The organism is Streptacidiphilus sp. EB129 (assembly GCF_041262645.1).
Taxonomy (GTDB): Bacteria; Actinomycetota; Actinomycetes; order Streptomycetales; family Streptomycetaceae; genus Streptacidiphilus.
Window position 1 is genome coordinate 1 of the sequence record NZ_JBGCCS010000028.1, and the last position, 23723, is coordinate 23723.

Consider the following 23723-nt stretch of genomic DNA (forward strand, 5'->3'; position numbering starts at 1 on the left):
GTTCGGTGGGCGGTGAAGTCGTTCGGTGGGCGGTGAAGTCGTTCGGTGGGCGGTGAAGTCGTTCGGTGGGCGGTGAAGTCGTTCGGTGGGCGGTGAAGTCGTTCGGTGGGCGGTGGTGCCGCCCGGTGGGTCACCCGGGGTCAGGGCCGGTGACCCACCAGGCGGCGGTCTCGGCGGGCAGGGTGCCGGGCGGGCAGGGCCCACTGGCCAGCAGCGGGGTGCCGGCGACCGGCGCGGGGACCGGTCCGTCGGCGAAGTTCACCGCGCAGACGAAGCGCTCTCCGCGCTCGAAGGCGAGCACCCCGTCCGGCGCCTCCAGCCAGCGCAGCGTCCCCTCGCCCAACTGCGGCAGGCCGCGCCGCAGTTGGAGGGCCTCCCGGTAGAGGTGCCAGACCGATCCGGGGTCCGCGAGGGCCCGTTCCGCGGTGTGCGCGGCGAAGTAGGCCGGCTGCGGCAGCCAGGGCGCACCCGCGGCGTCCGTCGGGCTGAAGCCGAACGGGCTCTCGCCGCCGGACCAGGGCAGTGGGATCCGGCAGCCGTCGCGCACCCGGGCCCGGCTGCCGGTTCGCCGGAAGATCGGGTCGGTGATCTGCTCGTCGGTCAGGTCGAGCACCTCGGGCAGCCCCAACTCCTCCCCCTGGTACAGGTACGCGGCACCGGGCAGGGCCAGCATCAGCAGCGCGGCGGCCCCGGCCCTGGCCGCGCCGGCCAGCGGGTCCGGCCCGGCGAACCGGGTCGGGGTGCGCACCTGGTCGTGGTTGTTGAGCACCCAGGTGACGGTCGATCCGGAGCCGGCCAGGTCGCGCAGCGCCTCCTGGACCACCTGCCGGATCCGCCCCGGTTCCCAGGGTGCGGTCAGCAGGTGGAAGAAGAACGCCTGGTGCAGTTCGTCCGGGCGCAGATAGGCGGCCTGCTCCGCCGCGGTGGGCACCGAGACCTCACCAACCAGCAGCCGCTCCCGGCCGTCCCGCGCGGCATAGGAGTCGCACAGCGCCCGCCAGGAACGCCACACCCCGTGTACCTCGGGCTGGTTCCAGGCCAGCGGGTTGACCGAGTCGCGGCTGCGCTCGTCCGCCTCCGGGTCGGTGGAGTCCGGCAGTTCGGGATGCTTGAACAGTCCGGCGGCGACATCGACCCGGAAGCCGTCCACGCCCCGGTCCAGCCAGAACCGGAGCACCCGCTGGAACTCCTCGGCCACGGCCGGCTCGCGCCAGTTGAAGTCGGGCTGCTCCGGGGTGAACAGGTGCAGGTACCACTGGCCCGGGGTGCCGTCCGGGTCGACGGTCCGGGTCCAGGCCGGGCCGCCGAACATGGCCCGCCAGTTGTTGGGCGGCATCGCCCCGCCGGGGCCGCGGCCGTCGGCGAAGTGGAACCTGGCCCGCTCCGGACCGCCGGGGCCGGCCGCCAGCGCCTGCCGGAACCACGGGTGGCTGCTGGAGCAGTGGTTGGGCACCATGTCCAGCACCAGCTTCAGCCCCAGCAGCCGGCAGTCGGTGACCAGCCGGTCGAACTGCGCCAGGTCCCCGTAGAGCGGGTCGACGTCGCAGTAGTCGCTGATGTCGTAGCCGTGGTCGTGGTGCGGCGACGGATAGAAGGGGTTGAGCCACAGCCCGTCCACGCCGAGCCGTTTGAGGTAGGGCAGCCGCGCGCGGACCCCGGCCAGGTCGCCGACACCGTCGCCGTCCGCGTCCTGGAAGCTGCGGACGTACACCTGGTAGATCACGGCGTCGCGCCACCAACTGTGCGCGGGGCCCGGGGCGTTACTCGGGAGGGGGAGCTCGCCGAGGGTGCCGCCGGGGTCCGTGGACATCCGCATCATGCCTCGCTTCCGCGCGGAACGAAACATCCGCGCCTGCCTGACCGTCATACATTCGTGTTATGTATAGCAGTGGCCGCAAGGCTTGATAAGGCATGGATCACAGGGATCTTCAGGCAGCATCAGGACATGGCCGATGAGCTGCATAGATACATGTTAGGTACTGAGAATGGCTCTCAGCCGACGATCGCGCGCAGATCCCCGGCCAGCCGGTCCAGCCCGGCGGCCGTGGTCCGCCGCCCCCGCAGCACCTCGTACACGGCCTCGCTGAAGGCCAGGCTCACCTGCTGGTACTGCGGGATCGCCGGACGCGCGCCCGCCGCCAGCACCGCCTGGCGCAGCACCGGCAGATACGGGAACCGCGCCACCAGGTCCGGCTGCTGGTAGAGGTCCGCCCACACCGGCGGCAGCCCACCCTCGGCGAGCACCCTCGTCTGGGCCTGACGGCTGGTCAGGAAGGCGATCAGGGCACGTGCGCTGCGCTGCCGTCGCGAGTACGCGCTGACCGCCAGGCAGGAGCCGCCCAGCACCTCGCTGCCGGGCCCGTTCGGTCCGGGCAGCGGGACCACGCCGAACCGCCCGGCCACCGGCGAGTCCGCCGCCTCCGCCTCCGGGAACACATACGGCCAGTTCCGCAGGAACAGCAGCTTCCCGCTCTGGAACGCCTCCCGGGACTCCTCCTCCTGGTACCCGAGCGCGGCCTGCGGGATCCAGCCCGCGCGCAGTCCGCCCGCCAGGAAGTCCAGGCCGGACCGGGCCTGCGGACTGTCCACCACTACCCGGCCGCCGGCGTCCAGGATGTCGCCCCCGGCCGAGCGGATCGCCTCCAGCGCGTTCACGGTCAGGCCCTCGTACGGCCAGAACTGGCCCGCGTAGCCGCTCAGTCCGTGCGCCGGGGCGAGCGTCGAGGCCTGCCGCTCCAGTGCCGCCCAGGTCGTCGGCGGCTGGACCCCGACGGCGCCCAGCACGTCGCTGCGGTAGTAGAGGATGGCGGCGTTGGTGACATAGGGCACGGAGTACAGCCGCCCGGCGTAGCGGGCCGCGGCGAGCACCGGCGGCAGGAAGGAGCCGAGCGCGAACTCCTGCTCGCGCAGCGCCGCGATCCAGCCCCGGGCCGCGAACTCCGCCGTCCACACCACGTCCAGGTTGAGCACGTCGAAGCCGCTGCCCCGGCCCGACAGCTCGTCCACCATCTCGGCGTGCACCTCGTCCGCCGCCTCCGGCAGCTCCACCAGGGTGGCCGGCTCGCCGGGATGCGCGGCGCTCCAGTCGGCCAGCAGGCCGTGCAGATACGAGGTGGTGTCCTTGCCGGTGGCCAGGGTCAGCGGACCGGTCCCGTCCGGGTCGCCGCCCCCGCCCGCGCCACCCCGCTCGTCGGCGAAGGCGCGCCAGGACAGCAGCCCGCCGGCCGCGATCAGCGAACCGCCGAGCGCGGCCCGGCCGAACTGCCGCCGGCTGGGCCCGGGCACGCCGGCTTCCCGGTTCTCCATCGAACCTCCCGCGCTCCCCCGGAGACGCCGGGATTCCTGTGACAGCTGTACACCCAGGAAACCTGTCAGGAACCACTTGGCCGTACTGTGTGACCGAGGTGTGACCCGTGAACCGTGAGGAGGCGTCCAGGTGCGCCATCAGCTGCTGGCGCTGCTGGCCAAGCAGCCCGCCTACGGCTACGAGCTGAAGCAGGCCCTTGAACAGACTTTCGGTGCAGCGTACCCTCAGCCGAACATCGGGCAGATCTACGTCACCCTGGGTCGGCTGGAGAAGGGCGGGCAGATCCGGGGCGAGGAGGTCAGCCAGGACGGGAAGCCGGACAAGAAGGTCTACGAGATCACCGAGTCCGGCCGCGCCGAGGTGGTCACCTGGATCAACGCGCCGACCGACGGTCCGCACGTGCGCGACGAGTTCTTCATGAAACTGGTGCTGGCACCCGGCACCGAACTCGCCGACCGGCTGACGCTGATCAACAACCAGCGGCGGCACTGCCTGACGGTGATGCGCGGACTGAACCGGCTCGCCGCGCAGGAGCGGGACAACCGGGTGTCCCAACTGCTCATCGAGGGCGCCGTACTGCATCTGCAGGCGGATCTGGACTGGCTGGAACGCTGTCAGGAGGAACTTGCGTGAGCGCTGCGGAGCCGCCGCCCCTGCTCCGGGCCGAGGGCCTGGTCAAGTCGCACCGCAACGGCGCCGTCAGCATCCCCGCGGTACGCGGCGTCGACCTGGAGGTCGCCCGGGGCGAGTTCACAGCCGTCACCGGTCCCTCGGGGGCCGGGAAGTCGACCCTGCTGCACCTGCTCGGCGGACTGCAGCGCCCGGACCAGGGCACCCTGGCCCTCGACGGAGCGCGGGTCGACGGCTGCAGCGAGTCGCAGTGGGCCGTGCTGCGCCGCCGCCGCTACGGCATCGTGTTCCAGAGCGGCAATCTGCTCTCCGACCTGACCGTGGCCGACAACGTGGAACTCCCGGCCCTGCTCTGCGGCATGACCGCCCGCACCGCCCGGTCCCGTCGCACCGAACTGCTGGAGCAGCTCGGACTCGAGGGCACGTCCGACCGCGGCCCCAGCGAACTCTCCGGCGGCGAACGCCAACGCGTGGCCCTGGCCCGGGCCCTGGTCAACGAACCGGACCTGCTGCTCGCCGACGAGCCCACCGGCAACCTCGACAGCCGCAGCGCCCGCGAGGTACTCGCCCTGCTCACCCGCTTCCACGGCCAGGGCCGCACCATCGTGCTGGTCACCCATGACGCCCGGGTCGCCGGCAGCGCCGACCGGGTGATCAGCCTCTTCGACGGCCGGATCGCCGACGACGCCCGGCTCAGCGACCCGCCCGCCGGGCCGCACCCGTACGGCGTCCGCCCGGTCCTCGAGCTCGGGGACTGACCGGCATGCGCGCGCTGCTCCGCTGGACCCGCGCCGACCTGCGCTCGCACCGGGTGCCCTCGCTGCTGGTGGTGCTCGCCACGGCCGGCACGGTCGCGGCGCTGCTGCTGGCCGGAACCCTGCTCGGCGCCGCCTTCGACCCCTGGCAGCGGGACTTCGCCGCCTCCGGGGCGCCCCAGGTACGGATCGACGCCGGGCCGGCCGCCCCCGGTCCCGGCGACCCGGCGGCCACCGGGCCGGACCTCGGCTCGCTGGCCCGACTGCCCGGTGTCACCGCGGTCACCGTGCAGCAGCGCACCGCCGACACCACCCTGATCGGCCGACTCGGCCCGGCTGCGGGAACCACCGGCAGCGGCGACCGCATCCCCCTGGTGCTGCGCGCCGACGCCCCCGACGCGGCACGGCCCAGGCTGCTGTCCGGAACCTGGCTGAGCCCGGCGAACGGCTCCGCCCCCGGCCCCGCCGCCGGCGCGCTGCCCGGACTCGTGCTGGAACGCTCCGCCGCCGAGGCCGCCTGGGCCCGACCCGGCGACCGGCTCACCCTGCAGATCACCCAGGGCAGGCTGCTCGACGTGGTGGTCACCGGCGTCGCCGACAGTCCGGACCAGGTCAGCTACCCCGCTGCCGGGTACGCCCTCGGCTGGGTGCTGCCGGCCACCCTGGACCGGGTGCAACCGGACCCGGTCGGCCAGGGCCGCACCATCGGGCTGAAGCTGGCCGACCCGGGCAACGCCGACTACGTGGCCCAGAGCGCCGTCAACGCCATCGGCAGCGACCAGGTGGTACGGATCTCCACCTGGCTGGAGGCCCGCGCCTCACAGGAACAGGACAGCCGCCTCACCGGCCTGCTGCTCGGCCTCAGCGGCCTCGCCGCCCTGCTCGCCGCCGCGCTGGCTGTCGCCGGGGCGGCGGCCGGGCGAATCCGTGCCAGGACCGGCGACATCGCCCTGCTGAAGGCACTCGGCTTCACCCCGCGCCAGGTGGTGCGGATGTTCGTGATCGAGCACCTGCTGCTGGCCGGCACCGGAACCCTGCTGGGCGCGGGCCTGGCAGTGCTGCTGGCTCCCGGCATCGGCGGCGAGTCGGGGCCGCTGCCGCTGGGGCCGACCGTGCTGGGCGTCGTCACCGGCATCGCCCTCGGTGTGATCGGGGTGTCCGTCGCGCTGCCCGCCTACCGGGCAGCCCGGGTACTGCCGATCCCGCCCGGCGACGGCATCCCCGGCGCCCGGTCACCCCGCCCGGCCCGGCTCGGCGCGCTCCGCCGCTTTCCGCCCGCCGTGGTCCTGGGCCTCAGCACGGTGCTGCGGCACCGTGGCAGCAGCAGCGTCACCGTGCTGCGACTGGCCGTCCCGGTATTCGCCTGCACCCTGGCGCTGAGCACCTGGGCCACCCTCGACGCCGTCGGCCGCGGTGGCCAGGGCAGCGCCACCCACAGTGTCCTGACGGTCCGGCTGGACGCCGGCGCCGCCCCGCAGCAGAGCGCCGAACTCCCCGAGCGGCTCGGCACCGTCCCCGGAGTCGCCGGGGTCTACCCCAGCGCCGAGCTCCAGGCGCTGGCCCCCGGCCAGTCGGCCACCCTCACCCTGCGGGCGCTGGGCACCACCGCGCACCCGTTCCCCTTCACCATCGCCGAGGGGCGCGGCATCGAGGCCACCGACGAGGCGGTGGCCGGGCAGGCCGCGCTCGACCTGCTGAACGTCAGGGTCGGCCAGTGGGTGCGGATCACCACCGGCAGCACCCCGCGCATCCTGCACATCGTCGGCCGCAACCTGGAACCCGACCTCGACGGCCGGATCATCTCCACCAGCTGGGACACCCTGGACCGTCCCGACGACGGGACCGCGCCGGCCTTCTACAGCCTGGTGCTGCGCCCGGGCAGCGACCCGGACCGGATCCGGGCCGCGCTCCCCGCCGTCACCGGCCTCGGCAGCGCCCTCGACGTCCGCCCCAGCCCCGACGCCGCCGCCGGGCTGACCGGCCTGCGCGGCTCGGTGATCGGCCTGGTCGCACTGCTCGCGCTGATCGCGACCGCAGAACTGCTCACCACGGCGGCCAGCGGCATCCGCGACCACCGGCACGACCTGGGCCTGCTCCGCGCCATCGGGCTGACCCCCCGACAGGCGGGCGCCACCATGGGCGTCCGCGGAGCCGCGCTCGCGCTCTGCGGTGTGCTGCTGGGCGTCGTCCTCGGCATCCCGCTGGCCCAGCACCTGATCAACCTCCAGGGCCGCGACGACGGCATCGGCTCCGGCATCGCCCACGCACCCAGCCTGACCGCGGTCCTGATCCTCGCCGCCGTCACCACGCTCGCGGCCGGTACCACCTCAGCCGTCCCCGCCCTGCGCACCGCCCGGACGGCCACCGCCACGGAGCCCAGGTGATCCGACGCCGGACACCCCCGCAGGCGGGAGTCCTGAACGCCGCCGCCGTGGGAGGGCGGCAGGGTCAGAGGCCCGGGAACACCTGCAGCAGTTCGGGGACCACCTCGTGGCCGGGCAGTTCTGCCGAGGTCTGGTCCGGGTCCAGCCGCCCGTAGACGAGTCGCAGCAGCTCCTCGGCAGGCAGGACCAGGTCCACCGACCCGGTGCCCGAGGCGGAGGCGAGCTCGACGTCGGGCCCGGTGGTCAGGGTGAACCGGCGCTCCGGGTCGGCCGTCTCTACCGCGAGGACACGGGGTTGAGCGGCGGCCCGGCCGGCCCGCGCCGCGGTGCCGGGCAGCACGTCGATCAGCAGGTGGACCGCGTCACGGGACACCACGGCCGAGGAGTCCAGGGCCACGGCGATGTCCCAGGTGTGCAGTGCGTGCTCGCCCAGGCGCATGGCCAGGAGGCCGGCCAGGTCGATGTCCCGCCCGAACAGGGACACCCGGAACCGGGCCCGGTCGGCACCGGACAGGCCCTCGATCCGGGAGACGAGGGCCTCGTTGACCTTCACGCTGTCGACCGCCTGGGCCTGCGGGGACCTGCCGTTCCAGGCGTCCCACAGGGGCTGGAACTGCTCCATGCCCGGAGTCGGGGATCCGTTCAGGCCCGCGTCCAGGGCCAGGCCGAAGATCTCGGACTGGCTGCCCAGGTGCGAGGCGACCTGGGCGATGGACCAGTCGTCCGCGTAGGACGGGTGCTGCACCTGCTCGGCGTCGAGCGGCGCCAGCAGGGCGGCGAAGCGGTTCTGCGAGCTGCGTACTGCCGAGATCCAGGCGTCAAGGTCAGGCATGGGGGTTCCGATCAGTCGCCGGCTCGATCCGAGCCGGAGGAGGTGCGTACCGGCCTACCGCGTCCACTGTAATGAAGGACACGCTGTCGCATCGTCAGTCCTGGCCGGGCGCCGGCCTCGACCATCCGCTTGGCCCCGGTCAGGTTCACATCCTGTCGTCCCGACAGAAGCGAGAGGGCCGCCGGCCGGAGGAAACTGCCAACTTCGGTGAACGACTTCCGCGGACACAACGGTTCGCGGCAGTACCAGCGCCTTTGCGCCGCACCAGCTCCAGACCGCTGCGCGTGATCAGGGCCTGACTGCGAACACCATGCCGATGTCGCCGGCCTGCTGCACCGGGTCCTGCTCGGCGCTGACCGTGAAGCCGTGCGCGAGGAAGACCTCGCGGACTGTGTCGCGGTTCTGCTGCCAGCGCTCCACCTCGACGACGGCCTGGCGGACCAGCGGCCAATGCCGTTCCTCGATGCCCGTGAGCACATCAAGTTCGGCGCCTTCCACATCGACCTTGAGCAGGTCGATACGGTCGATGCCCTGCTCGTCGAGCACTGATGACAGGGGCCTGACCTTCACCCGGTGCGTCTCAAGCCGCCGCATCACCCGCAGCTTGCGGCCGACAAGAAGAGTGAGGAGGGGAGCAGGTACGCGGCGCAGGACCGGTCCCAAACCACCCTGGCGGACCATCTCGACAACGCTGGCGGTTACCCGCCGCCGCTCGGCCTCGATGTTCCCCTGATCCCGCAAGGCGGACGAGAAGATCGTGGCGGCCGGAACGTAGCTGAAATCGAGCTCGTCTTCACGCGCGGCCAGGCCGTAAGGGAGCACGGTCAGACGTCCGTTGAAGAACTCGCGAGCATTGCGTTCGAGCGTCGTATGGAGTGGCGGCACCGGCTCGAAGGCGTAGATCCGCACATCCCCGTCCAGCCGCTCATAGACGGCTGCCGAGAACACACCGATGTTGGCGCCCACATCGAGTACCGTCGCGCCCGGTGGGCACTCGACGCCATGGGTGAAGTAGCCACCCACCTCCCCGCGCAGGAAGGCCGCCTCCCAACGATTGATGCTGTGCAGTTCAATCGCATCCATGGCCATGACAAGGAGATATACCAAGGTTGGAGCCAACAATCCAGCCCTGAGGCGTTCCCATACACCGACACGGTTGCGGGCACACCATCACCGGCTGCCGCCAAGGACGTTGTCGATATGTCGCTGCTGGTCGCCTGGGCGGTGTCGTGGCCACTCTCAGGCTGCCTTGGCCGCGAGGGCGTTCGTTCAGCGCGGGGACAGGGAGAGGTTCAGCTGTGCGTGCATCGCGTCGGCGAGCCGGGTCAGCATCTCCACGGTCGGGTTGACCCTGCCTTGCTCGATGCGGGAGATCAGTGATTGGCCGGTGCCCGAGGCCTGGGCGAGTCGGGACTGTGACCAGCCCAGTTCTTCCCGACGGCGGCGGACCAGTTCGCCTGGGGTCATGCGCCTTCGCCTCCGTAGCGGGGAAGCCCTGCCGTGTCGACGGTCCAGCTGCCGACGGGGATCTTGTCCCCGAAAGCGTAGGCGACGTGGTTGTCGTAGGCGGGGCGTCCGTCCTTGGTGACGATACGCCAGTGGTGATGCGCGGTCCCGTTGCGTGGATCGATGATCAGGTAGTGGGGGATGCCCATGGCCGGGTAGTCGCGGATCTTGTCCTGGTAGTCGTTCTCGGGATTCGACGGGGAGACGATCTCCACCGCGAGCTCGACGGCGTCGGCCGGAAAGGCGTCGTCGGTGTCCGTGGCGGCGAAAGGCAGGACGACGAGATCGGGGCGACGCAGGATGCCGAGGGAGGCGTCTTCCACGTCCCCGCCGGTGTGGGCGATGACCCCGTCCGGGAGCTGGGGCTGGAGCTGGTGGGCCAGCATCCAGGCGGCGCGTTCGTGTCGGCCCGCCGGGCTCATCATCATGACGATGGTGTTGCCGCTGATCTCGAACCGGTGGGAGAAGGGCGGCGGAGGCGTGAGGTGAGCCGCGTACTCACGCAGATGGCGATAGATCTCTTCCCTTGTCGTCACACCCCCACCATACATGTCATATCTGTCATATGCGGGCAGTTCGCGGCCTGTGGAGACCCCTGCAGGCGGGGGGCTGACTGCCGGCGGTGGCACCGGCCCGCGGTCAGACGCCGAGGGCGAGGCCGAAGCCGGAGACCGCGCCATGCTGGATCTGCCGGCCGGCAAGTGGTCCGCTTCAGGTCGAAGGGCATCTCCTTCCTCACCTCCGGGCCTGTCCTGCGTAAAAACCCGCGTGCGGTTTGTTGACCAGCTCGAAGGATGCCGGTATCCAGGCCGTCTTCACCTCCGAACTGCTCCGCGCTCAGCAGACAGCCGACATCCTTGGCACCCGTCACGCCGTTCCACATCAGAGGACCTGCGCACTGTCGCGGTCCGACCACAGCGTTGGTCACTCGCTCCGCGTGGGTCTCGCGGTACCGGCCGATCGGCGGACGATGACTCGCCGGCGTCGGCGAACACTTCGAGTGGATCGCAGGCGATTCCCCGCCTTTCACACCATCGGATGGTCCGGGCGATGCGGTGCTCTGCCCGACCGCCGCGCTGGACAGGCTGCCTGTGCACGCGGTGGCCGACACCCGGCCGCCCCCCAGACAGAGCGGAGCGCACCACCGTGGAAGACCCCACCTCGCCGACGGACACCCTGCGCGGCGAAGGCGACCCGTTGGCCGACCGTGTCGTGGCCGAACTGCTGGACACCGGCGAGATCGCCCACGCCAACCAGGTGCTGCACGGCCTGCGCCGCAACGACCAGTCCGTCGCAGAGGACCTGCCGCAGGTACTGCGCGACTACCTGACCGCCACCAACCCGGTCCCCGCCTGGGTGGACCCGGAACGGATCACGCGCGTCCACCAGTTCTTCCGCCACGACGGCGTGCACGTGGCCTCCGCCCTGTCACTGGGAGGCATGGTCGCCAGCTACGCCTCCCCGCTGGGCGCAAAGCTGCTCCACACCACGCACCGCCTCGACCATCCGCACCGCAGGCTCTCCGAGACCACCCAGTTCCTCCTGCACATGATGGCCAAGGACCCCCTGGGCCCGCACGGGCAGCTGATCCCGGCGATCCAGAAGGTCCGGCTCATCCACGCGGCGGTCCGCCAACTCCTCCTGCGCGGGGGCCACTGGGACGTGGCCCGGCACGGGGTCCCCATCTGCCAGGAGGACCTGCTCGGGGCCACCCTGATCTTCTCCGTCACCGTCCTCGACGGCATGGAGCGACTCGGAGTGCGCTGCACCGCACAGGAGGCCGAGGACTACTACTACACCTGGCGCGTGGTCGGCGTGATGCTCGGCCTGCGCCCGGAGGCCATCCCCGAAACCCTGGACCAGGCCAGGCAGACGTGGGCGCGGATGGCACCGCAACACCTCGGCCCCTCGCCCGAAGGCATCGCCCTGACCGGCTCCCTGCTGGACTTCTACCACCAGATCACCCCACCGGGAGCCCACGGCGCGATCCCGGCGCTGGCACGCGCCATGGTCGGCCCCCGCACCGCCGACTGGATGCAGGTACCACCCAGCCGCTGGGACAAGACCCTGGCCAAGGCCGCCCGGTGGGAGGAACGCGCCAACCGGGCCGAGGACCACCACGCCCTCGCCCGCACCGTCCTCGACCACGTCGGACAGATCATGCTGAACCGCGAGGTCCGCCGCGTCACCCACGGCCAGAGCACCGAGTTCGACATCCCCCAGGACCTCGACACCACCACCGACATTCCCACCCCTCGCGACAACACCAGCAGGACCGCACCAACACCCTGACCACCCCCGAAACCGCCAGAAACCCGCCAGCAGGCACCAGCCGATCGGGTCACCGCCGTGAAGCCGCTGCACCACCACGGGCTGCCACTCCGCCATGCGCAGGTCCAGGTCCACCGCGCCGATGCGCAGCGGCCGGCACCGGCCCGCCCGATGACACTCCTCGAAGATGCGGTTGCGCTTGCGGTCGTCGATCGACCAGCCCATCAGGCGCGTGGAGTGCAAGTCCAACACCGTTGCCAGACAATCGTGTTTCCGAGCAGGACAGGAGTAGTCTCGAATGTGCCGGGAGAACTTACCGGAATGCCGATCACGAGGAGGTACATATGCAGCTCAGTAGAAGCAGGAGCCCTGATTCTGCGACTCGTGATCACGCAATTCAGCCCAGCCTTACGGTTGGGAGCTAGCGGGGCCACGTAGGGGCCGGGCGCAGAGTGCAAATCCTGTTGCTCAGACGAGAGTTTATGCAGGGCGCAGGCCGTTTCCGCAGAGATGCGGGGGCGGCCTTTTTGTCGATCCATCAAGTAGGCAGCCGTAGTGAGTGCGCCTGCCGGCAATGTCGTCCGGGACAGGTCAGGCAACTTGACGGTACTCGCGGATCCACTCCACCCGGCCGAGCCCCGGTGGTCACCCCGCGTGCCCCTTGCCGCCCGGGACGCGCACCAGCTGCCACCCGTCCGGCGGAACGGGGACTCCGCTGACGGCGGTGACGACTCTCCAGGATCCTACGCACCGTCAGGAGTTGGTGAGTGGCAGACCGGGCGGGTTGACCTGCGAGGTGCTGACCGCCTCGTTGGACAGGTTCCAGGAGGCCAGCCACTTCGCGTACTGCCCGTTCTCGATCAGGTAGTTGACCGCGTCCGCGATCGGCTTGACCAGCCCGCTGTCCTTCTTCGTGGTCGCGGCGATCAGCCCCTGAAGCGTTGCGCCCGCCCCGGAGTAGGTGCCCGCGTTGCGGGTCGGGTTGGGGGTCCTGGCGTCCTGGGTGATCTGGTAGGCGATGCCGGGGTTGGGGCCGAAGTAGGCGTCGATCTTCCCGCCGGTCAGCGCCAGGTGGGTGCTGTTGTTGTCGGGGAAGTACTTGATGGTGAGCTGTTTGCCCGCCGCCTTCAGCTTGGTCTGCCACTCCAGGAGGATCTTCTCCTGGTTGGTCCCGGAGCTGACCGCGACGGTCCTGCCTGCCAGGTTCGTGTAGTCGCCGTCGAAGTTCCAGGTGCTGCTCTTCAGCACCTCGAAGGCCAGGTTGTCCTGGCGGTAGGAGGCGAAGTCGTACTTCTTCTTGCGCTCCTCGGTGTCGGTGATGTTGGCGAAGCCGACATCGGTCCTGCCGCTGTCGATGCCGACGAAGAGGTTCTCCCACGTCGAGTTCTGCACGACGGGCTTGAGCCCGAGGACGGCCGCGACCAGACGGCCGAAGTCGGGCTCGGATCCGGTGAGGGTCTGCTGGTCGCTGCCCACGTAGGCCAGCGGCGGGAAGCCGGCAGGCAGCGCCCCCACCCCGATGACCAGTTGTCCGCTCTTCGCGACCGACGCGGGCAGCTCGGCGTGCAGCGCGGCGACCTCGGAGACCTTGATGTCGGTCTGCGTGCCGGCACCGTTGGACAGCGCGGCCACGGTGACGGCACCGGATGCGGCGTTGTCGGCGGAAGTGGCGGCGGTGCTGGTAGAGGTGGCGCCTCCGCAGGCGGCGAGGCCCACGGTCAGCGTGGCGGCGGCGGTGCCTGCGGACAGGCTGAGGAGGACTCTGTTGCGGATGCTGGGCATGGCTTTTCCTTGCTCGTTCGACGGTTCGACGGTGCCCGGGTGTCGGGCCCTGCGGGTCAGAGCACCTTGCTCAGGAACTCTCTGGTGCGCGGGTGTTGCGGGTGGTCCAGCACCTGGTCGGGCGGGCCCTGTTCGAGGATCCGGCCGCCGTCCATGAAGACGACCTGGTCCGCGACCTCGCGGGCGAAGCCGATCTCGTGGGTGACGACGACGAGGGTGGTGCCGCTGGTCGCGAGGTCCTTGATGACGGCCAGCACCTCCCCGACGAGTTCCGGGTCGAGCGCGGAGGTCGGCTCGTCGAAGAGGATGACACCCGGGCCCAGTGCCAGGGCGCGGGCGATCGCCACCCGCTGCTGCTGTCCGCCGGACAACTGTCGCGGATAGGCGCCGGTCTTCTCGGCCAGCCCCACCCGGCCGAGCAGGGTGCGCGCCACCTGCTGCGCCTCCGGCTTGCGCAGCAGGCCGGTGGCCACGGGAGCGGCGGCCACGTTGTCCAGCACGGTCAGGTGCGGGAAGAGGTTGAAGTTCTGGAAGACGAAACCGATCCGGCTGCGCTGAACCAGGATCTGGCGTTCGCTCAGTTCCTTCAGCCGCCCACGGTGTCGGCGGACACCGATCAGTTCGCCGTTGAGACTGACCTGGCCGATCTCGGGCTTCTCCAGGTGGTTGATCACGCGGAGCAGCGTGGACTTGCCGGAGCCGGACGGACCGACGACGACCGTGACTTCACCCGCGGGCACCGTCAGGTCGATCCCGTCGAGGACCCGGTGGGCTCCGTACCACTTGTGCACGTCGCGGACCTCGACCGCGGCCGGCCGGACGTCTGTCCGCGTGGGAGTCGCCGGCTCCGACAGGGCCGTCTTCACAGTGCTCATAGCGCCGTCTCCCTCTGGACACGCGCCCGCAGGGCGGACAGGCCGCTGCGCAACCGCTGCAGCGGGGTCGGTGGAAGGGTCCGCAGCGCGCCGCGTGAGTAGTGGCGCTCCACGTAGAACTGGACGACGGAGATCACGCTGGTGAGGATCACGTACCAGACGGTGGCGACCAGCAGCAGCGGCACGATGTCGCCGGGATAGGTGCTGCCCATGCTCTGGACGGATCCGAACAGGTCCAGCAGTGAGACGTAGAAGACCAGTGAGGTGCTCTTCACCAGGCCGATCAGCTGGTTGACGTAGGAGGGAACGATGGCCCGCAGCGCCTGCGGGAAGACGATCCGGGCGAACTGGTAGTGCCTGGGCAGTCCGAGGGCGGCGGACGCCTCGTGCTGGCCCTGGTCGACGGAGAGGATGCCGGCCCGGACCACCTCGGCGGCGTAGGCGGCCTCGTTGAGACTCAGTCCCACGACCGCGACCACGATGTCGGTGGCCAGCTTCGACTCGTCGACGTGCAGGAACGCGGGCCCGAACGGCACACCGACACTCACCGTGCGGTACAGCGCGCTGAAGTTGTAGAGGAAGAGCAGGACCACGATCAGTGGCACCGACCGGAACAGCCAGATGTAGATCCAACTGGTCACGCGTAGCACGGGGCTGCGGGAGAGCCGGGCGAGCGCCAGCAGCACGCCGCCCACCAGCCCGAGCACGGCGCTGTAGGCCGTCACTTCCAGGGTGACGACCAGGCCGTGGGTGATCACCGGGCGCACGAACCAGTACTGGAAGCGGTCCCACTGGTAGAAGGGATTGGTGGCCAGTCCGTGCGTGATCTGGGCGACCAGGACCAGGGCGAGTGCGCTGGTGATCCAGCGCCCCGGGCGTCGGAGCGGGATCACCCGCTGTGCCGACAGCGGACGGTCGGCCCGCCCGGGGTCAACCGGCACAGCGGTGAGGGGCTGCGGGGACGGCTCCGCCCTGGGCGGATCCGTGGTACCTGACGGCACGGCAGGAACGAGAGACTCATTCATACATGGACTCCGGCGAAGGTGCACTGCGTTCGCGCCAAGGGGGTTGTCGCACAGTGCGGTGAACACACCCGGGGCGTGTCGGAGCACGCCGCGTCGCGGGTGGAAGGGGGAGGTGGCACGCCGCAGGAGGCGTGCGTACTGCAGGAAGCTGTCAGCCCTGACAGCGACAGCGGGCGCTGCCGGAGGCCCTACACAGGGCGCTGCTGACACGGAGAAGGTCGATGTGGCGGCTCAGGTACGCGGCCGCACGACCGTGGCGCCGCCATGCGGCCATCCCCGGACCTGCGTACATCGCCGTCACCATCGCCATTCCGCCCACCGGGCCTCGCGCTTACCGATCGTCATTCGGTCCGGTCGTCACCTGGAGCACCCCACCGCGTCGGAGGGTTGCCGGTCAGCAAGCCAGGGCTTCGTCGCTGACGCTCATGACCGTTCTGATCCACGAACGTAGGTGCGCTCCGCAAGGAGTGTCAACACCCGACCAGGAGTTGAGACCAGGTGGCAGGCGCGCCGCAGGCCTTCAGGCTGGGAACGCCTTCGGCATGACCGGCGTTCGACCGTACAGGATTGTGGTCGACACCGGTGCCGGGTTACGGTGCAGCCAGGTCATGAGTGTCAGCGACAAGCCCTGGCTTGCTGACCGGCAACCCTCCCACGCGGTGGGGTGCTCCAGGTGACGACCCGGCGGAGCCGAAAACGGTGCCGCAAGCGCGAGTTCGAACCGATGCGAGCCGATCGGGACAGGAGGTGACGACAGTGCGGGGAGCCCCTCAGCGGTCCGCGGTCGTCACTGTCAAGGCCCAGTGCCGGGTCGCCACCAGGTCGTCGCGGCGCCACATCGATCTGCAGCGCGTCACCACCGCGCTGTGTCCGGCGTAACGACGCACGCCCTCGCGCGGCGCGCCTCCACGCCGCTCGCAGCCGTCTGACCCGCGCAGCCGCACCCGCTCGTCCTGCCCAGCCCGCCTTCGGCGTCGGCTGCCGCGTTCGAGGCGCCGCGTCCCGCGCCCTTTCAGCAGTGAAGCACTCCGCACAGGAAGCGGTCCCCCATGCCTGAACCTCACTCAGCCCTGCACCTGTCCGTCGCCCTCGACGGATCCGGCTGGCATCCAGCGGCCTGGCGCGAGCACGACGCCCGGCCCGAGGCCCTGTTCACCGCCCGGTACTGGGCCGACCTGGTCGCCGAGGCCGAGCGCGGCCTGTTGGACCTGGTCACCGTCGAGGACTCGCTGAGCCTGCAGTCCGCCCATCCCACCGAACCAGACGAGCGGACCGACCAGGTGCGGGGCCGACTGGACGCGGTGCTGATCGCCGCCCGCATCGCGCCGCTGACCCGGAACATCGGGCTGATCCCGACCGCGGTCGTCACGCACACCGAGCCGTTCCACCTCTCCAAGGCGATCGCCACCCTCGACTTCGTGAGCAACGGCCGCGCCGGGATCCGCGTGAAGGTGTCCGGACGCGCTGACGAGACCGCACACTTCGGGCGGCGCCCGCTGCCGCAACTGCGGCTCGGGGAGCTCGACTCACCGGCAGGACGGGAACTGCTTCGGGATCTCCTCGCCGAGGCCGAGGACTACGTCGAGGTCCTGCGCCGGCTGTGGGACAGCTGGGAGGACGACGCCGAGATCCGCGACATCGCCACCGGCCGGTTCATCGACCGCGGCAAGCTGCACTACATCGACTTCGAGGGCAGCAGGTTCAGCGTGCGTGGGCCGTCCATCACGCCGCGACCGCCGCAGGGCCGGCCCGTCGTCGCCGCGCTGGCACACCGGGGCGAGCCCTACCGCCTGGTCGGCCGCTCGGCCGACCTCGGCTTCGTCACCCCGCGCGACACCGGGGAAGCCCGCTCGATCGTCGCCGAGATCCGCGACGCACAGGCGGCAGCAGGCCGCACCGAGGAGACCGTGCACATCTTCGGCGACCTGGTGGTCTTCCTCGACGGCGACCCCGGCGCCGCCGCCGACCGCAGGGCCCGCCTGGACCAGCGCGCCGGCGGCCCGTACACCAGCGACGCCCACGTCTTCACCGGGACGCCCGCGGAACTCGCCGACCTGCTCCAGGAGTGGCAGCAGGCCGGGCTCGCCGGCTTCCGGCTGCGGCCCGGCACCATCCCCCACGACCTGGAGCAGATCACCCGCCGCCTGGTGCCCGAACTCCAGCGCCGCAGCGTCTTCCGCACCGCCTATGAGGCGACCACCCTGCGCGGACTGCTCGGCCTGCCGCGTCCCGCCAACCGCTACGCCACCAGCGCCGCCGGCGCCCTCGCCTGAGCCGGAAGGACCGCACCAGCCGTGAGCAAACCCGTCAAGCAGATCCACCTCGCCGCGCACTTCCCCGGCGTCAACAACACCACCGTCTGGAGCGACCCGGCCGCCGGCAGCCAGATCGATTTCAGCTCCTTCGTCCACCTCGCCCGGACGGCGGAACGCGCCAAGTTCGACTTCCTGTTCCTCGCCGAGGGGCTCCGGCTGCGCGAGCAGAACGGGGAGATCTACGACCTGGATGTCGTGGGCCGGCCCGACACCTTCACCGTCCTGGCCGCGCTCGCCGCCGTCACCGACAGGCTCGGCCTGGCCGGCACCATCAACTCCACGTTCAACGAACCCTACGAAGTAGCCCGGCAGTTCGCCTCCCTGGACCACCTGTCGGCCGGACGTGCGGCCTGGAACGTGGTCACCTCCTGGGACGAGTTCACCGGCGAGAACTTCCGACGCGGCGGGTTCCTGGCACAGGAGGACCGCTACGAGCGCGCCAGGCAGTTCCTGACGGCGACCTGGGAGCTGTTCGACTCCTGGCGGGGCGACGAGATCGTGGCGGACAAGGAGTCCGGGGTTTTCCTCAGTACGCCGACGCCCGGCCGGTTCGACCACCACGTCAGCCAGTTCGACATCGCCGGACAGTTCAACGTGCCGCGCAGCCCGCAGGGCCGCCCGGTGATCTTCCAGGCGGGCGACTCCGAGGAGGGCCGCGAGTTCGCCGCCTCGGCCGCCGACGCCATCTTCACCCGGCACGGCACCCTGGAGGCGGGCCGGGCCTTCTACGCCGACGTCAAGCGACGGCTGTCCCGCTACGGCCGCTCCCAGGACGAGCTGAAGATCCTGCCCGGGGTCACCTTCGTCCTGGCCGACACCGCCGCCGAGGCCCAGGAGAAGGCGGACCTGATCCGCCACCAGCAGGTCAGCGGCCAGACCGCGATCAAGCTCCTGGAACAGCTGTGGAACCGCGACCTCAGCCGCTACGACCCCGACGGGCCGCTCCCGGACCTGGACCCGCTCGTCGGCGAGAACACCGTCGCCCGGGGCCGGGCCTCCGTACGGATGCACCGCGACCCACTGGCGATCGCCGCGCAGTGGCGCGCGCTGGCCGAAGCCAAGAACCTCTCGATCCGCGAGCTGATCATCGAGGTGACCGGGCGTCAGTCGTTCATCGGCACGCCGGCCCAGGTCGCCGACGCGCTCAACGAGTTCGTGCAGACCGACGCGAGCGACGGGTTCATCCTCGCGCCGCATCTGACCCCGGGCGGCCTGGACGAGTTCGCCGACAGCGTCGTCCCGCTGCTCCAGGAGCGCGGGGTGTTCCGCACCGAGTACGAGGGCGAGACGCTCCGCGACCACCTCGGGCTCGGCGAACCCCGCGCGGCACGCGGCGACACGGCGGTGGCGTCGTGAAGTTCCTGGCCATCACCCTGATCGTGCACGCCCCGGATCCGGTGACGGGCGTGCAGAAGTCGACCCAGGACCGTTTCCGGGAGGTGATCGAGAAGGTGCACCGCTGCCACGAGCAGTTCGGCCACAGCGTGCTGCACCTGCACGCCGACGCCGGCGGCCTCACCGACGCCCAGCACCGGAACAGCCTGGAGCTGTTCCAGTCCGACATCGCCCCCACGCTGCGCCGGGAGATCCCCGACCCGCCGTGGCCGTGGGGCCCGGTCACCCCGGTCCACCCCGGTCAGCGAAGCACCCGCCCCGGCCCCGTCCGCGGCGCACTGACGCACCGCCGCCCCGACGAAGGACACCCTGATGGCCAACACCCCGCTCACCGTCCTCGACCTCGTCCCGATCTCCTCCGGCTCCGACGCGACCCAGGCCCTGCGCAACAGCATCGACCTGGCCCAGCAGGCCGAGAACCTCGGCTACGCGCGCTACTGGTTCGCCGAGCACCACCTCAACCCCGGCGTGGCTGGCACCTCCCCCGCGGTCGTGCTCGCCCTCACCGCGGCCGCGACCTCGACCATCCGGCTCGGGGCCGGCGCGGTCCAGCTCGGACACCGCACCGCCCTGTCCACGGTCGAGGAGTTCGGTCTGCTCGACGCGCTGCACCCCGGCCGGTTCGACCTGGGCCTGGGCCGCTCCGGCGGCCGGTCCGCGCCGACCGCCCGTCAGCCCGCCCTGATCGGTGCGACGACCGTCGTCGACGGCCGTACCCCGGGGGGCCTGCGGATCCCGGCCCGGTTCTCCTACGAGGAGCTGCTGCGTCACCCGCGTTTCGCCCTGCACCGGAAGCTGCTCCAACTGCCGGGCGCCGAATCCCAGCCCTACGACGAGCAGACAGCCGACATCCTCGCCCTGCTCGCCGGCACCTACACCACGGTGGACGGGGTCGAGGCACATGTCGTGCCGGGCGAGGGCGCCGACCTCCAGGTCTGGATCCTGGGCAGCAGCGCCGGGATCAGTGCCGAGATCGCCGGCGCACGCGGCCTGCGTTTCGCCGCGAACTACCACGTCAGCCCGGCCACCGTGCTGGAGGCCGCCGAGAGCTACCGCGCGGCCTTCCAGCCCTCCGCCGAACTGGACCGCCCCTACGTCGGCGTCTCCGCCGACGTCGTGGTCGCCGAGGACGAGGCCACCGCCCGGGAGCTGGCAACCGGCTACGGCCCGTGGGTGCGCAGCATCCGCAGCGGTGACGGTGCCATCCCGTTCCCCACCCCCGACGAGGCCCGCGCACACGTCTGGACCGAGCAGGACCAGGCGCTGGTGGCGGACCGCACCGAGACCCAGTTCGTCGGCTCACCACCGCAGGTCGCCGACCAGCTGGAGACGCTCCGGGAGGCCACCGGCGCGGACGAACTGATCATCACCACCATCACCCACCAGCACAAGGACCGGGTCCGGTCCTACGCGCTGCTGGCCGAGGAATGGGAGGGACGCTGACCACGGCCCACGCGGTCACGGCCCTCGCCGCGCCGGCCGACGTCCCACGCGTCAGCGGTGCCGGAGCCAGGGCTGAACGCTGACACTCATGTTTTCCGCTGACCGTTGGGGGCAGGCGCGAAGCATGGGTGCTCTCGTACGCGTCATCGGATTGGCCGCCTATCTTGCGGCGCTCCTGCTGGTTGTCTGGATCCTGCTCTTCCTCTTCGACGCCGACACCGGGAACTCGATCGTCCACTTGATCCAGCAGGCCGCTGACTGGCTCGCCGGCTGGACTCGCGGCATCTTCGGCTCCGTCATGAACACCAAGCTGCACGCGGTCCTGGTCTTCGGCCTGCCGGCTGTCGTGTACGCCGCGGTCGGCAGCGCGATGAGCAGGTTCGGGGGCGCATCCGCCCGGTAGCGGATGCGGGCAGGTCGGCGACCAGCACGGTGGGCCGGGCCGGCCCTGACCGCGATGGTGCACAGGGACCCTGCGCAGAGCCTGCCGTACCGTCATTCCGCCTGCCGCTTCTCGGCGGATGCCCTTGCCCGGATCCATGCCGCGAGTTCGCGGGCGGTCTGCACGGTGCAGTCGATGCCCACGGACGCACCGAGCAGGCTGTGCATCGACGGCGCGGCCTTGAACCCGGCGGTCTTCAATGCGTCGATGAGCGCCTGTTGCGCCGCGCTGGCCTCGCCCTCGTGCCGGCGCCGGTCGTCCGACTCCTGCCTGAACATCTCCGGCGACTGCGTCATGGCGTGGGTGCTCGCAGCATTCGACGGCGTCGGGCGGCGCCCGTCAGCCTGTTCATCCATCGCGATCACGGCCTCGGAGACTCGGAGTCGACATTCGCGTCAGCAGTCGGTGGCGGGCCGAGCGGAGGGTTGTGCCGTGAACAGGCGCAGCCGCTCCTCGGTGATGATGCCGAGTGCGAAGCCGTCGTCGTCGACGACCGGCCAGGCGTTCAGGGCGCGCGCCCGCATCGCGGCGGCGGCGGAGTGTGCGGACATGTCGGGCCGGGCGAACGGGCCGCTGTCGTGGTCGACGTCGCGCAGCCGGGAATGCTGGCCGTACCAGGGCTGGGACCGGTACCTGTCGAGCTGGGCGCCGGTGACCAGGCCGACGCATCGGCCGTCGTCGCCCCGGATCAGCAGATGCTCGACGTGGGCGCTGTGCAGGATCGCCATTGCCTTGTCGACGGCAGTGTGATCACTGACCTGCAGGTCCGCCGGGGTCATGACTTCGGCGGCGCTGGGATCGTGGGTGGGAGTTCGAAGCGAGGTCATGGAACTTTCCCTTCGGGTCAGTGACTGTTCCCCGCCCTGGAGATGGTGCGGCGCTAGTTGTCCACCGGGCTCGGCAGAGGACGTGATCCGTTGGTGGTGAAGGCCGCCGTGGGTGACTTCCTGAGCGCGTCGAGGATGGCCAGTCCCTGGCCGACGATGCCGGCGGCGACCTGGTTGACGCCCTCGGTTCCGTTCAGGATGGTCAGATTCGAACCGGCCAGGCTTCGGGCGGCGGCGTCGACCAGGGCGGGAAGGTTCTCCACGATCCGGTTGGCGGCGATGAGTTCCTGGTTTCCGCCCTCCAGCGACCGGGCTCGGACGCTGTTCGCCGCAGCCTGTGCCTCCGCGATGGCCCGCTCCGCGTAAGCGGTGCCGTCTGCTTGGACCCGCACCGACTGGGCCTCGGCGGTCGCCAGTGTGGTGCGCCGGTAGGCGTCACCCTCCGCGACGAACTTCGCCTGGTCGCGGGCGGCTTCGGCCAGGGTGCGCTGACGGTAGGCCTCGGCGTCGGCGGGACGGCGCACCTCGGCTTCCAGCCGCTGCGCGGCCAGGTCGGCCTGGCGTTGAGCGAGAGCTGTCTGCTCCTCGATGACCTCCTGGGACGCCCGGGCCTCGGCGAGCGGACCTGCCTGCGCCGCCCTGGCGTTGGCCTGCTGGGTCTCGGCCTCGAAGCCGGCCCGCTTGATGGCCGTGTCGCGGTCGTACTGCGCCTTGAGCGCGCTGGCCTGCTGCTCGCGTTCGGCGGCCTGCTGGTCGGACAGGGCCTGGGCGATTCGGGCCTGGCTTGCCACGGCGGCGGCGTGCGGGGCGGCGAGATTGGTGATGTAGCCGGTTGTGTCCCCGATCTCCTGGATCTGCAGGGCGTCGACCACGATGCCCAGCTTCTCCATCTCGCTGTGGCTGCCCTCCTTCACCTCCTGGGCGACCCGGTCCCGCTCCCGGATGATCTGCTCCACCGTCAGGCCGCCGATGATGGACCGCAGATGGCCCGCGAAGATCCGTCCGACCAGTTCCTCCATCCGGTCCTGCTCGGCCAGGAAGCGCCGGGCGGCGTTGGCGATGGACACCGAGTCGTCGCCGACCTTGAAGACGGTGACGGCCCTGACATTGAGGCGGATGCCCTGCTGGGTGACGCAGTCCTCGGTGATCTCCGCCTCGCGCAGGGCCAGTGACAGCATCCGGGCCTTCTGCTTGATGGGGAGCACGAAGGACCCGTGGCCGGTGACGATACGGAACTGGGTGTCCTGAGCCTGGCGCTTGGAACCGGAGATCAGGAGCGCCTCGTTCGGCGCCGGAACATGCCAGAACAACATGGTGACTCCTGGTGAGACTGGAGACCGACTGCAGAAGTAGATGAAGTTTGAACTAATCGACTTTGAACTAATCGACGGGGAGCGGAACGACGATCACCGAACGTGCCGAAGGGCATTCCACAACCAGGACACGGGTGCGCCGCGCGATCGGCTGGTCGGCCCAGGCGGCGAAGGCCTCCGTGCCCCCGCGCAGCGGCAGTAGCACCTCACCCAGCCCGCCGGAGGGGATAGAGACCGTCACCTGCCCGATCATCCCGATCGGACTCTGATCCGCGTCGCCCGGCACATCCATGCGCATCACCGACCTTTCCCGACGTGCGGGACTCCGGCTTCGGGACGCTCGCCCCGCTTCGTGCCGGTGCCCGTTCATGGCCCCGACCCGGACGGTCAGCAGCATGGCCGCGATCCACACGATCGGTAAGGAGGAACCAGCCGCCACGATCAGGGCGAGACAGAGAATCCAGAGGATCATCACCGGGCCTCCAGGAGAACACACGGGATTTGGGGGTTCGCAGGGGCCGGGCGAACACGGGGGCGAACATGCGGGTGAGCATCGGGCGGACATGCTCCGGAACGCTCTGATCGTGCGTTTTCCCTCGCCACCAGCGTACGACGGCCCCG

General features: G+C 70.8%; 22 protein-coding genes, 1 pseudogene and 2 riboswitches. Of the genes and pseudogenes, 10 read left to right on the forward strand and 13 right to left on the reverse strand.

Annotated elements, in window-relative coordinates; translation table 11 throughout:
- Positions 1 to 130: 130 nt before the first annotated feature.
- Positions 131 to 1810 carry a glycoside hydrolase family 13 protein gene (locus tag ABH925_RS27580; RefSeq protein ID WP_370151930.1) on the reverse strand — a complete coding sequence of 560 codons (1680 nt, stop codon included), beginning with the start codon at positions 1808 to 1810 and terminating at the stop codon, positions 131 to 133.
- 182 nt (positions 1811 to 1992) lie between these two features.
- A complete protein-coding gene (locus ABH925_RS27585; RefSeq protein ID WP_370151932.1) occupies positions 1993 to 3306 on the reverse strand; it encodes an ABC transporter substrate-binding protein in 1314 nt (437 codons plus the stop codon).
- Between the two features lie 130 nt (positions 3307 to 3436).
- On the opposite strand from ABH925_RS27585, the gene ABH925_RS27590 reads away from it, so the two are divergent.
- The 3 genes from ABH925_RS27590 to ABH925_RS27600 are packed head-to-tail and all read left to right on the forward strand — an operon-like array spanning position 3437 to position 7076.
- Positions 3437 to 3940, forward strand: coding sequence for a PadR family transcriptional regulator (locus tag ABH925_RS27590; protein WP_370151934.1), 504 nt, complete (start codon positions 3437 to 3439; stop codon positions 3938 to 3940).
- The gene (locus tag ABH925_RS27595) at positions 3937 to 4695 is read left to right on the forward strand and encodes an ABC transporter ATP-binding protein (protein WP_370151935.1); all 759 of its coding nucleotides are present in this window, start codon (positions 3937 to 3939) and stop codon (positions 4693 to 4695) included. The genes ABH925_RS27590 and ABH925_RS27595 overlap by 4 nt, the downstream gene beginning before the upstream one ends.
- A gap of 5 nt (positions 4696 to 4700) precedes the next feature.
- Positions 4701 to 7076, forward strand: coding sequence for an FtsX-like permease family protein (locus ABH925_RS27600; RefSeq protein WP_370151937.1), 2376 nt, complete (start codon positions 4701 to 4703; stop codon positions 7074 to 7076).
- A 64-nt stretch (positions 7077 to 7140) separates the two neighbouring features.
- Here the strand turns inward: ABH925_RS27600 and ABH925_RS27605 are convergent, their stop codons facing one another.
- From ABH925_RS27605 to ABH925_RS27620, 4 genes are all read right to left on the reverse strand, one after another.
- Positions 7141 to 7908, reverse strand: coding sequence for a maleylpyruvate isomerase family mycothiol-dependent enzyme (locus ABH925_RS27605; RefSeq protein WP_370151938.1), 768 nt, complete (start codon positions 7906 to 7908; stop codon positions 7141 to 7143).
- Between the two features lie 288 nt (positions 7909 to 8196).
- A complete protein-coding gene (locus ABH925_RS27610; RefSeq protein ID WP_370151939.1) occupies positions 8197 to 8997 on the reverse strand; it encodes an FkbM family methyltransferase in 801 nt (266 codons plus the stop codon).
- A 180-nt stretch (positions 8998 to 9177) separates the two neighbouring features.
- Entirely contained in the window at positions 9178 to 9375 is a 198-nt protein-coding gene (locus ABH925_RS27615; RefSeq protein ID WP_370151941.1) for a helix-turn-helix domain-containing protein, read from the reverse strand.
- Complete coding sequence (locus tag ABH925_RS27620; protein WP_370151943.1) at positions 9372 to 9950, reverse strand: Uma2 family endonuclease; 579 nt, start codon at positions 9948 to 9950, stop codon at positions 9372 to 9374. The genes ABH925_RS27615 and ABH925_RS27620 overlap by 4 nt, the downstream gene beginning before the upstream one ends.
- Before the next feature lie 610 nt (positions 9951 to 10560).
- Here ABH925_RS27620 and ABH925_RS27625 point away from each other — a divergent pair.
- A complete protein-coding gene (locus ABH925_RS27625) occupies positions 10561 to 11706 on the forward strand; it encodes an oxygenase MpaB family protein (protein WP_370151945.1) in 1146 nt (381 codons plus the stop codon).
- A 732-nt stretch (positions 11707 to 12438) separates the two neighbouring features.
- Here ABH925_RS27625 and ABH925_RS27630 read toward each other — a convergent pair.
- The 3 genes from ABH925_RS27630 to ABH925_RS27640 are packed head-to-tail and all read right to left on the reverse strand — an operon-like array spanning position 12439 to position 15367.
- Positions 12439 to 13467, reverse strand: a complete 1029-nt coding sequence (locus tag ABH925_RS27630) for an ABC transporter substrate-binding protein (RefSeq protein WP_370151947.1) — start codon at positions 13465 to 13467, stop codon at positions 12439 to 12441.
- Between the two features lie 56 nt (positions 13468 to 13523).
- Entirely contained in the window at positions 13524 to 14342 is an 819-nt protein-coding gene (locus ABH925_RS27635) for an amino acid ABC transporter ATP-binding protein (RefSeq protein WP_370151949.1), read from the reverse strand.
- Positions 14339 to 15367, reverse strand: coding sequence for an amino acid ABC transporter permease (locus ABH925_RS27640; protein ID WP_370151950.1), 1029 nt, complete (start codon positions 15365 to 15367; stop codon positions 14339 to 14341). Before ABH925_RS27640 ends, ABH925_RS27635 begins: the two co-directional genes overlap by 4 nt.
- Before the next feature lie 322 nt (positions 15368 to 15689).
- Positions 15690 to 15798, reverse strand: a riboswitch (SAM riboswitch).
- Between the two features lie 173 nt (positions 15799 to 15971).
- Positions 15972 to 16084, forward strand: a riboswitch (SAM riboswitch).
- A gap of 39 nt (positions 16085 to 16123) precedes the next feature.
- Between ABH925_RS27640 and ABH925_RS27645 the strand changes: the two genes are divergently transcribed.
- The 6 genes and pseudogenes from ABH925_RS27645 to ABH925_RS27670 all read left to right on the forward strand — a co-directional run bounded on the left by ABH925_RS27645 (position 16124) and on the right by ABH925_RS27670 (position 20923).
- Positions 16124 to 16246 (forward strand): putative leader peptide, encoded by a 123-nt coding sequence (locus tag ABH925_RS27645; protein ID WP_370151951.1) that lies wholly within the window; start codon positions 16124 to 16126, stop codon positions 16244 to 16246.
- A gap of 170 nt (positions 16247 to 16416) precedes the next feature.
- Positions 16417 to 17640, forward strand: coding sequence for an LLM class flavin-dependent oxidoreductase (locus tag ABH925_RS27650; protein WP_370151952.1), 1224 nt, complete (start codon positions 16417 to 16419; stop codon positions 17638 to 17640).
- A gap of 21 nt (positions 17641 to 17661) precedes the next feature.
- On the forward strand, positions 17662 to 19038 hold the full coding sequence (locus tag ABH925_RS27655; RefSeq protein ID WP_370151953.1) for an NtaA/DmoA family FMN-dependent monooxygenase: 1377 nt from the start codon (positions 17662 to 17664) through the stop codon (positions 19036 to 19038).
- 77 nt (positions 19039 to 19115) lie between these two features.
- A pseudogene (locus ABH925_RS27660) lies at positions 19116 to 19316 on the forward strand (LLM class flavin-dependent oxidoreductase); the annotation flags it as partial.
- Between the two features lie 73 nt (positions 19317 to 19389).
- The gene (locus ABH925_RS27665; RefSeq protein ID WP_370151955.1) at positions 19390 to 20520 is read left to right on the forward strand and encodes an LLM class flavin-dependent oxidoreductase; all 1131 of its coding nucleotides are present in this window, start codon (positions 19390 to 19392) and stop codon (positions 20518 to 20520) included.
- Positions 20521 to 20644: 124 nt separating this feature from the next.
- Positions 20645 to 20923: a hypothetical protein gene (locus ABH925_RS27670; RefSeq protein ID WP_370151956.1), complete on the forward strand. Its 279-nt coding sequence runs from the start codon at positions 20645 to 20647 to the stop codon at positions 20921 to 20923.
- A 92-nt stretch (positions 20924 to 21015) separates the two neighbouring features.
- On the opposite strand, the gene ABH925_RS27675 is transcribed toward ABH925_RS27670, so the two are convergent.
- The 4 genes from ABH925_RS27675 to ABH925_RS27690 all read right to left on the reverse strand — a co-directional run bounded on the left by ABH925_RS27675 (position 21016) and on the right by ABH925_RS27690 (position 23574).
- The gene (locus tag ABH925_RS27675; protein WP_370151957.1) at positions 21016 to 21327 is read right to left on the reverse strand and encodes a hypothetical protein; all 312 of its coding nucleotides are present in this window, start codon (positions 21325 to 21327) and stop codon (positions 21016 to 21018) included.
- A gap of 30 nt (positions 21328 to 21357) precedes the next feature.
- Positions 21358 to 21789 carry a CBS domain-containing protein gene (locus tag ABH925_RS27680; RefSeq protein WP_370151959.1) on the reverse strand — a complete coding sequence of 144 codons (432 nt, stop codon included), beginning with the start codon at positions 21787 to 21789 and terminating at the stop codon, positions 21358 to 21360.
- Between the two features lie 53 nt (positions 21790 to 21842).
- Entirely contained in the window at positions 21843 to 23102 is a 1260-nt protein-coding gene (locus ABH925_RS27685; RefSeq protein ID WP_370151961.1) for an SPFH domain-containing protein, read from the reverse strand.
- Positions 23103 to 23169: 67 nt separating this feature from the next.
- Complete coding sequence (locus ABH925_RS27690; RefSeq protein ID WP_370151962.1) at positions 23170 to 23574, reverse strand: hypothetical protein; 405 nt, start codon at positions 23572 to 23574, stop codon at positions 23170 to 23172.
- Positions 23575 to 23723 lie beyond the last annotated feature (149 nt).

Coding starts and splice junctions, on each gene's coding strand:
- ABH925_RS27580 (WP_370151930.1), bottom strand. CDS start 1,810: ATGTCCACGGACCCCGGCGGCACCCTCGGCGAGCTCCCCCTCCCGAGT.
- ABH925_RS27585 (WP_370151932.1), bottom strand. CDS start 3,306: ATGGAGAACCGGGAAGCCGGCGTGCCCGGGCCCAGCCGGCGGCAGTTC.
- ABH925_RS27600 (WP_370151937.1), top strand. CDS start 4,701: ATGCGCGCGCTGCTCCGCTGGACCCGCGCCGACCTGCGCTCGCACCGG.
- ABH925_RS27605 (WP_370151938.1), bottom strand. CDS start 7,908: ATGCCTGACCTTGACGCCTGGATCTCGGCAGTACGCAGCTCGCAGAAC.
- ABH925_RS27610 (WP_370151939.1), bottom strand. CDS start 8,997: ATGGCCATGGATGCGATTGAACTGCACAGCATCAATCGTTGGGAGGCG.
- ABH925_RS27615 (WP_370151941.1), bottom strand. CDS start 9,375: ATGACCCCAGGCGAACTGGTCCGCCGCCGTCGGGAAGAACTGGGCTGG.
- ABH925_RS27630 (WP_370151947.1), bottom strand. CDS start 13,467: ATGCCCAGCATCCGCAACAGAGTCCTCCTCAGCCTGTCCGCAGGCACC.
- ABH925_RS27635 (WP_370151949.1), bottom strand. CDS start 14,342: ATGAGCACTGTGAAGACGGCCCTGTCGGAGCCGGCGACTCCCACGCGG.
- ABH925_RS27640 (WP_370151950.1), bottom strand. CDS start 15,367: ATGAATGAGTCTCTCGTTCCTGCCGTGCCGTCAGGTACCACGGATCCG.
- ABH925_RS27650 (WP_370151952.1), top strand. CDS start 16,417: ATGCCTGAACCTCACTCAGCCCTGCACCTGTCCGTCGCCCTCGACGGA.
- ABH925_RS27665 (WP_370151955.1), top strand. CDS start 19,390: ATGGCCAACACCCCGCTCACCGTCCTCGACCTCGTCCCGATCTCCTCC.
- ABH925_RS27670 (WP_370151956.1), top strand. CDS start 20,645: ATGGGTGCTCTCGTACGCGTCATCGGATTGGCCGCCTATCTTGCGGCG.
- ABH925_RS27680 (WP_370151959.1), bottom strand. CDS start 21,789: ATGACCTCGCTTCGAACTCCCACCCACGATCCCAGCGCCGCCGAAGTC.
- ABH925_RS27685 (WP_370151961.1), bottom strand. CDS start 23,102: ATGTTGTTCTGGCATGTTCCGGCGCCGAACGAGGCGCTCCTGATCTCC.
- ABH925_RS27690 (WP_370151962.1), bottom strand. CDS start 23,574: ATGATCCTCTGGATTCTCTGTCTCGCCCTGATCGTGGCGGCTGGTTCC.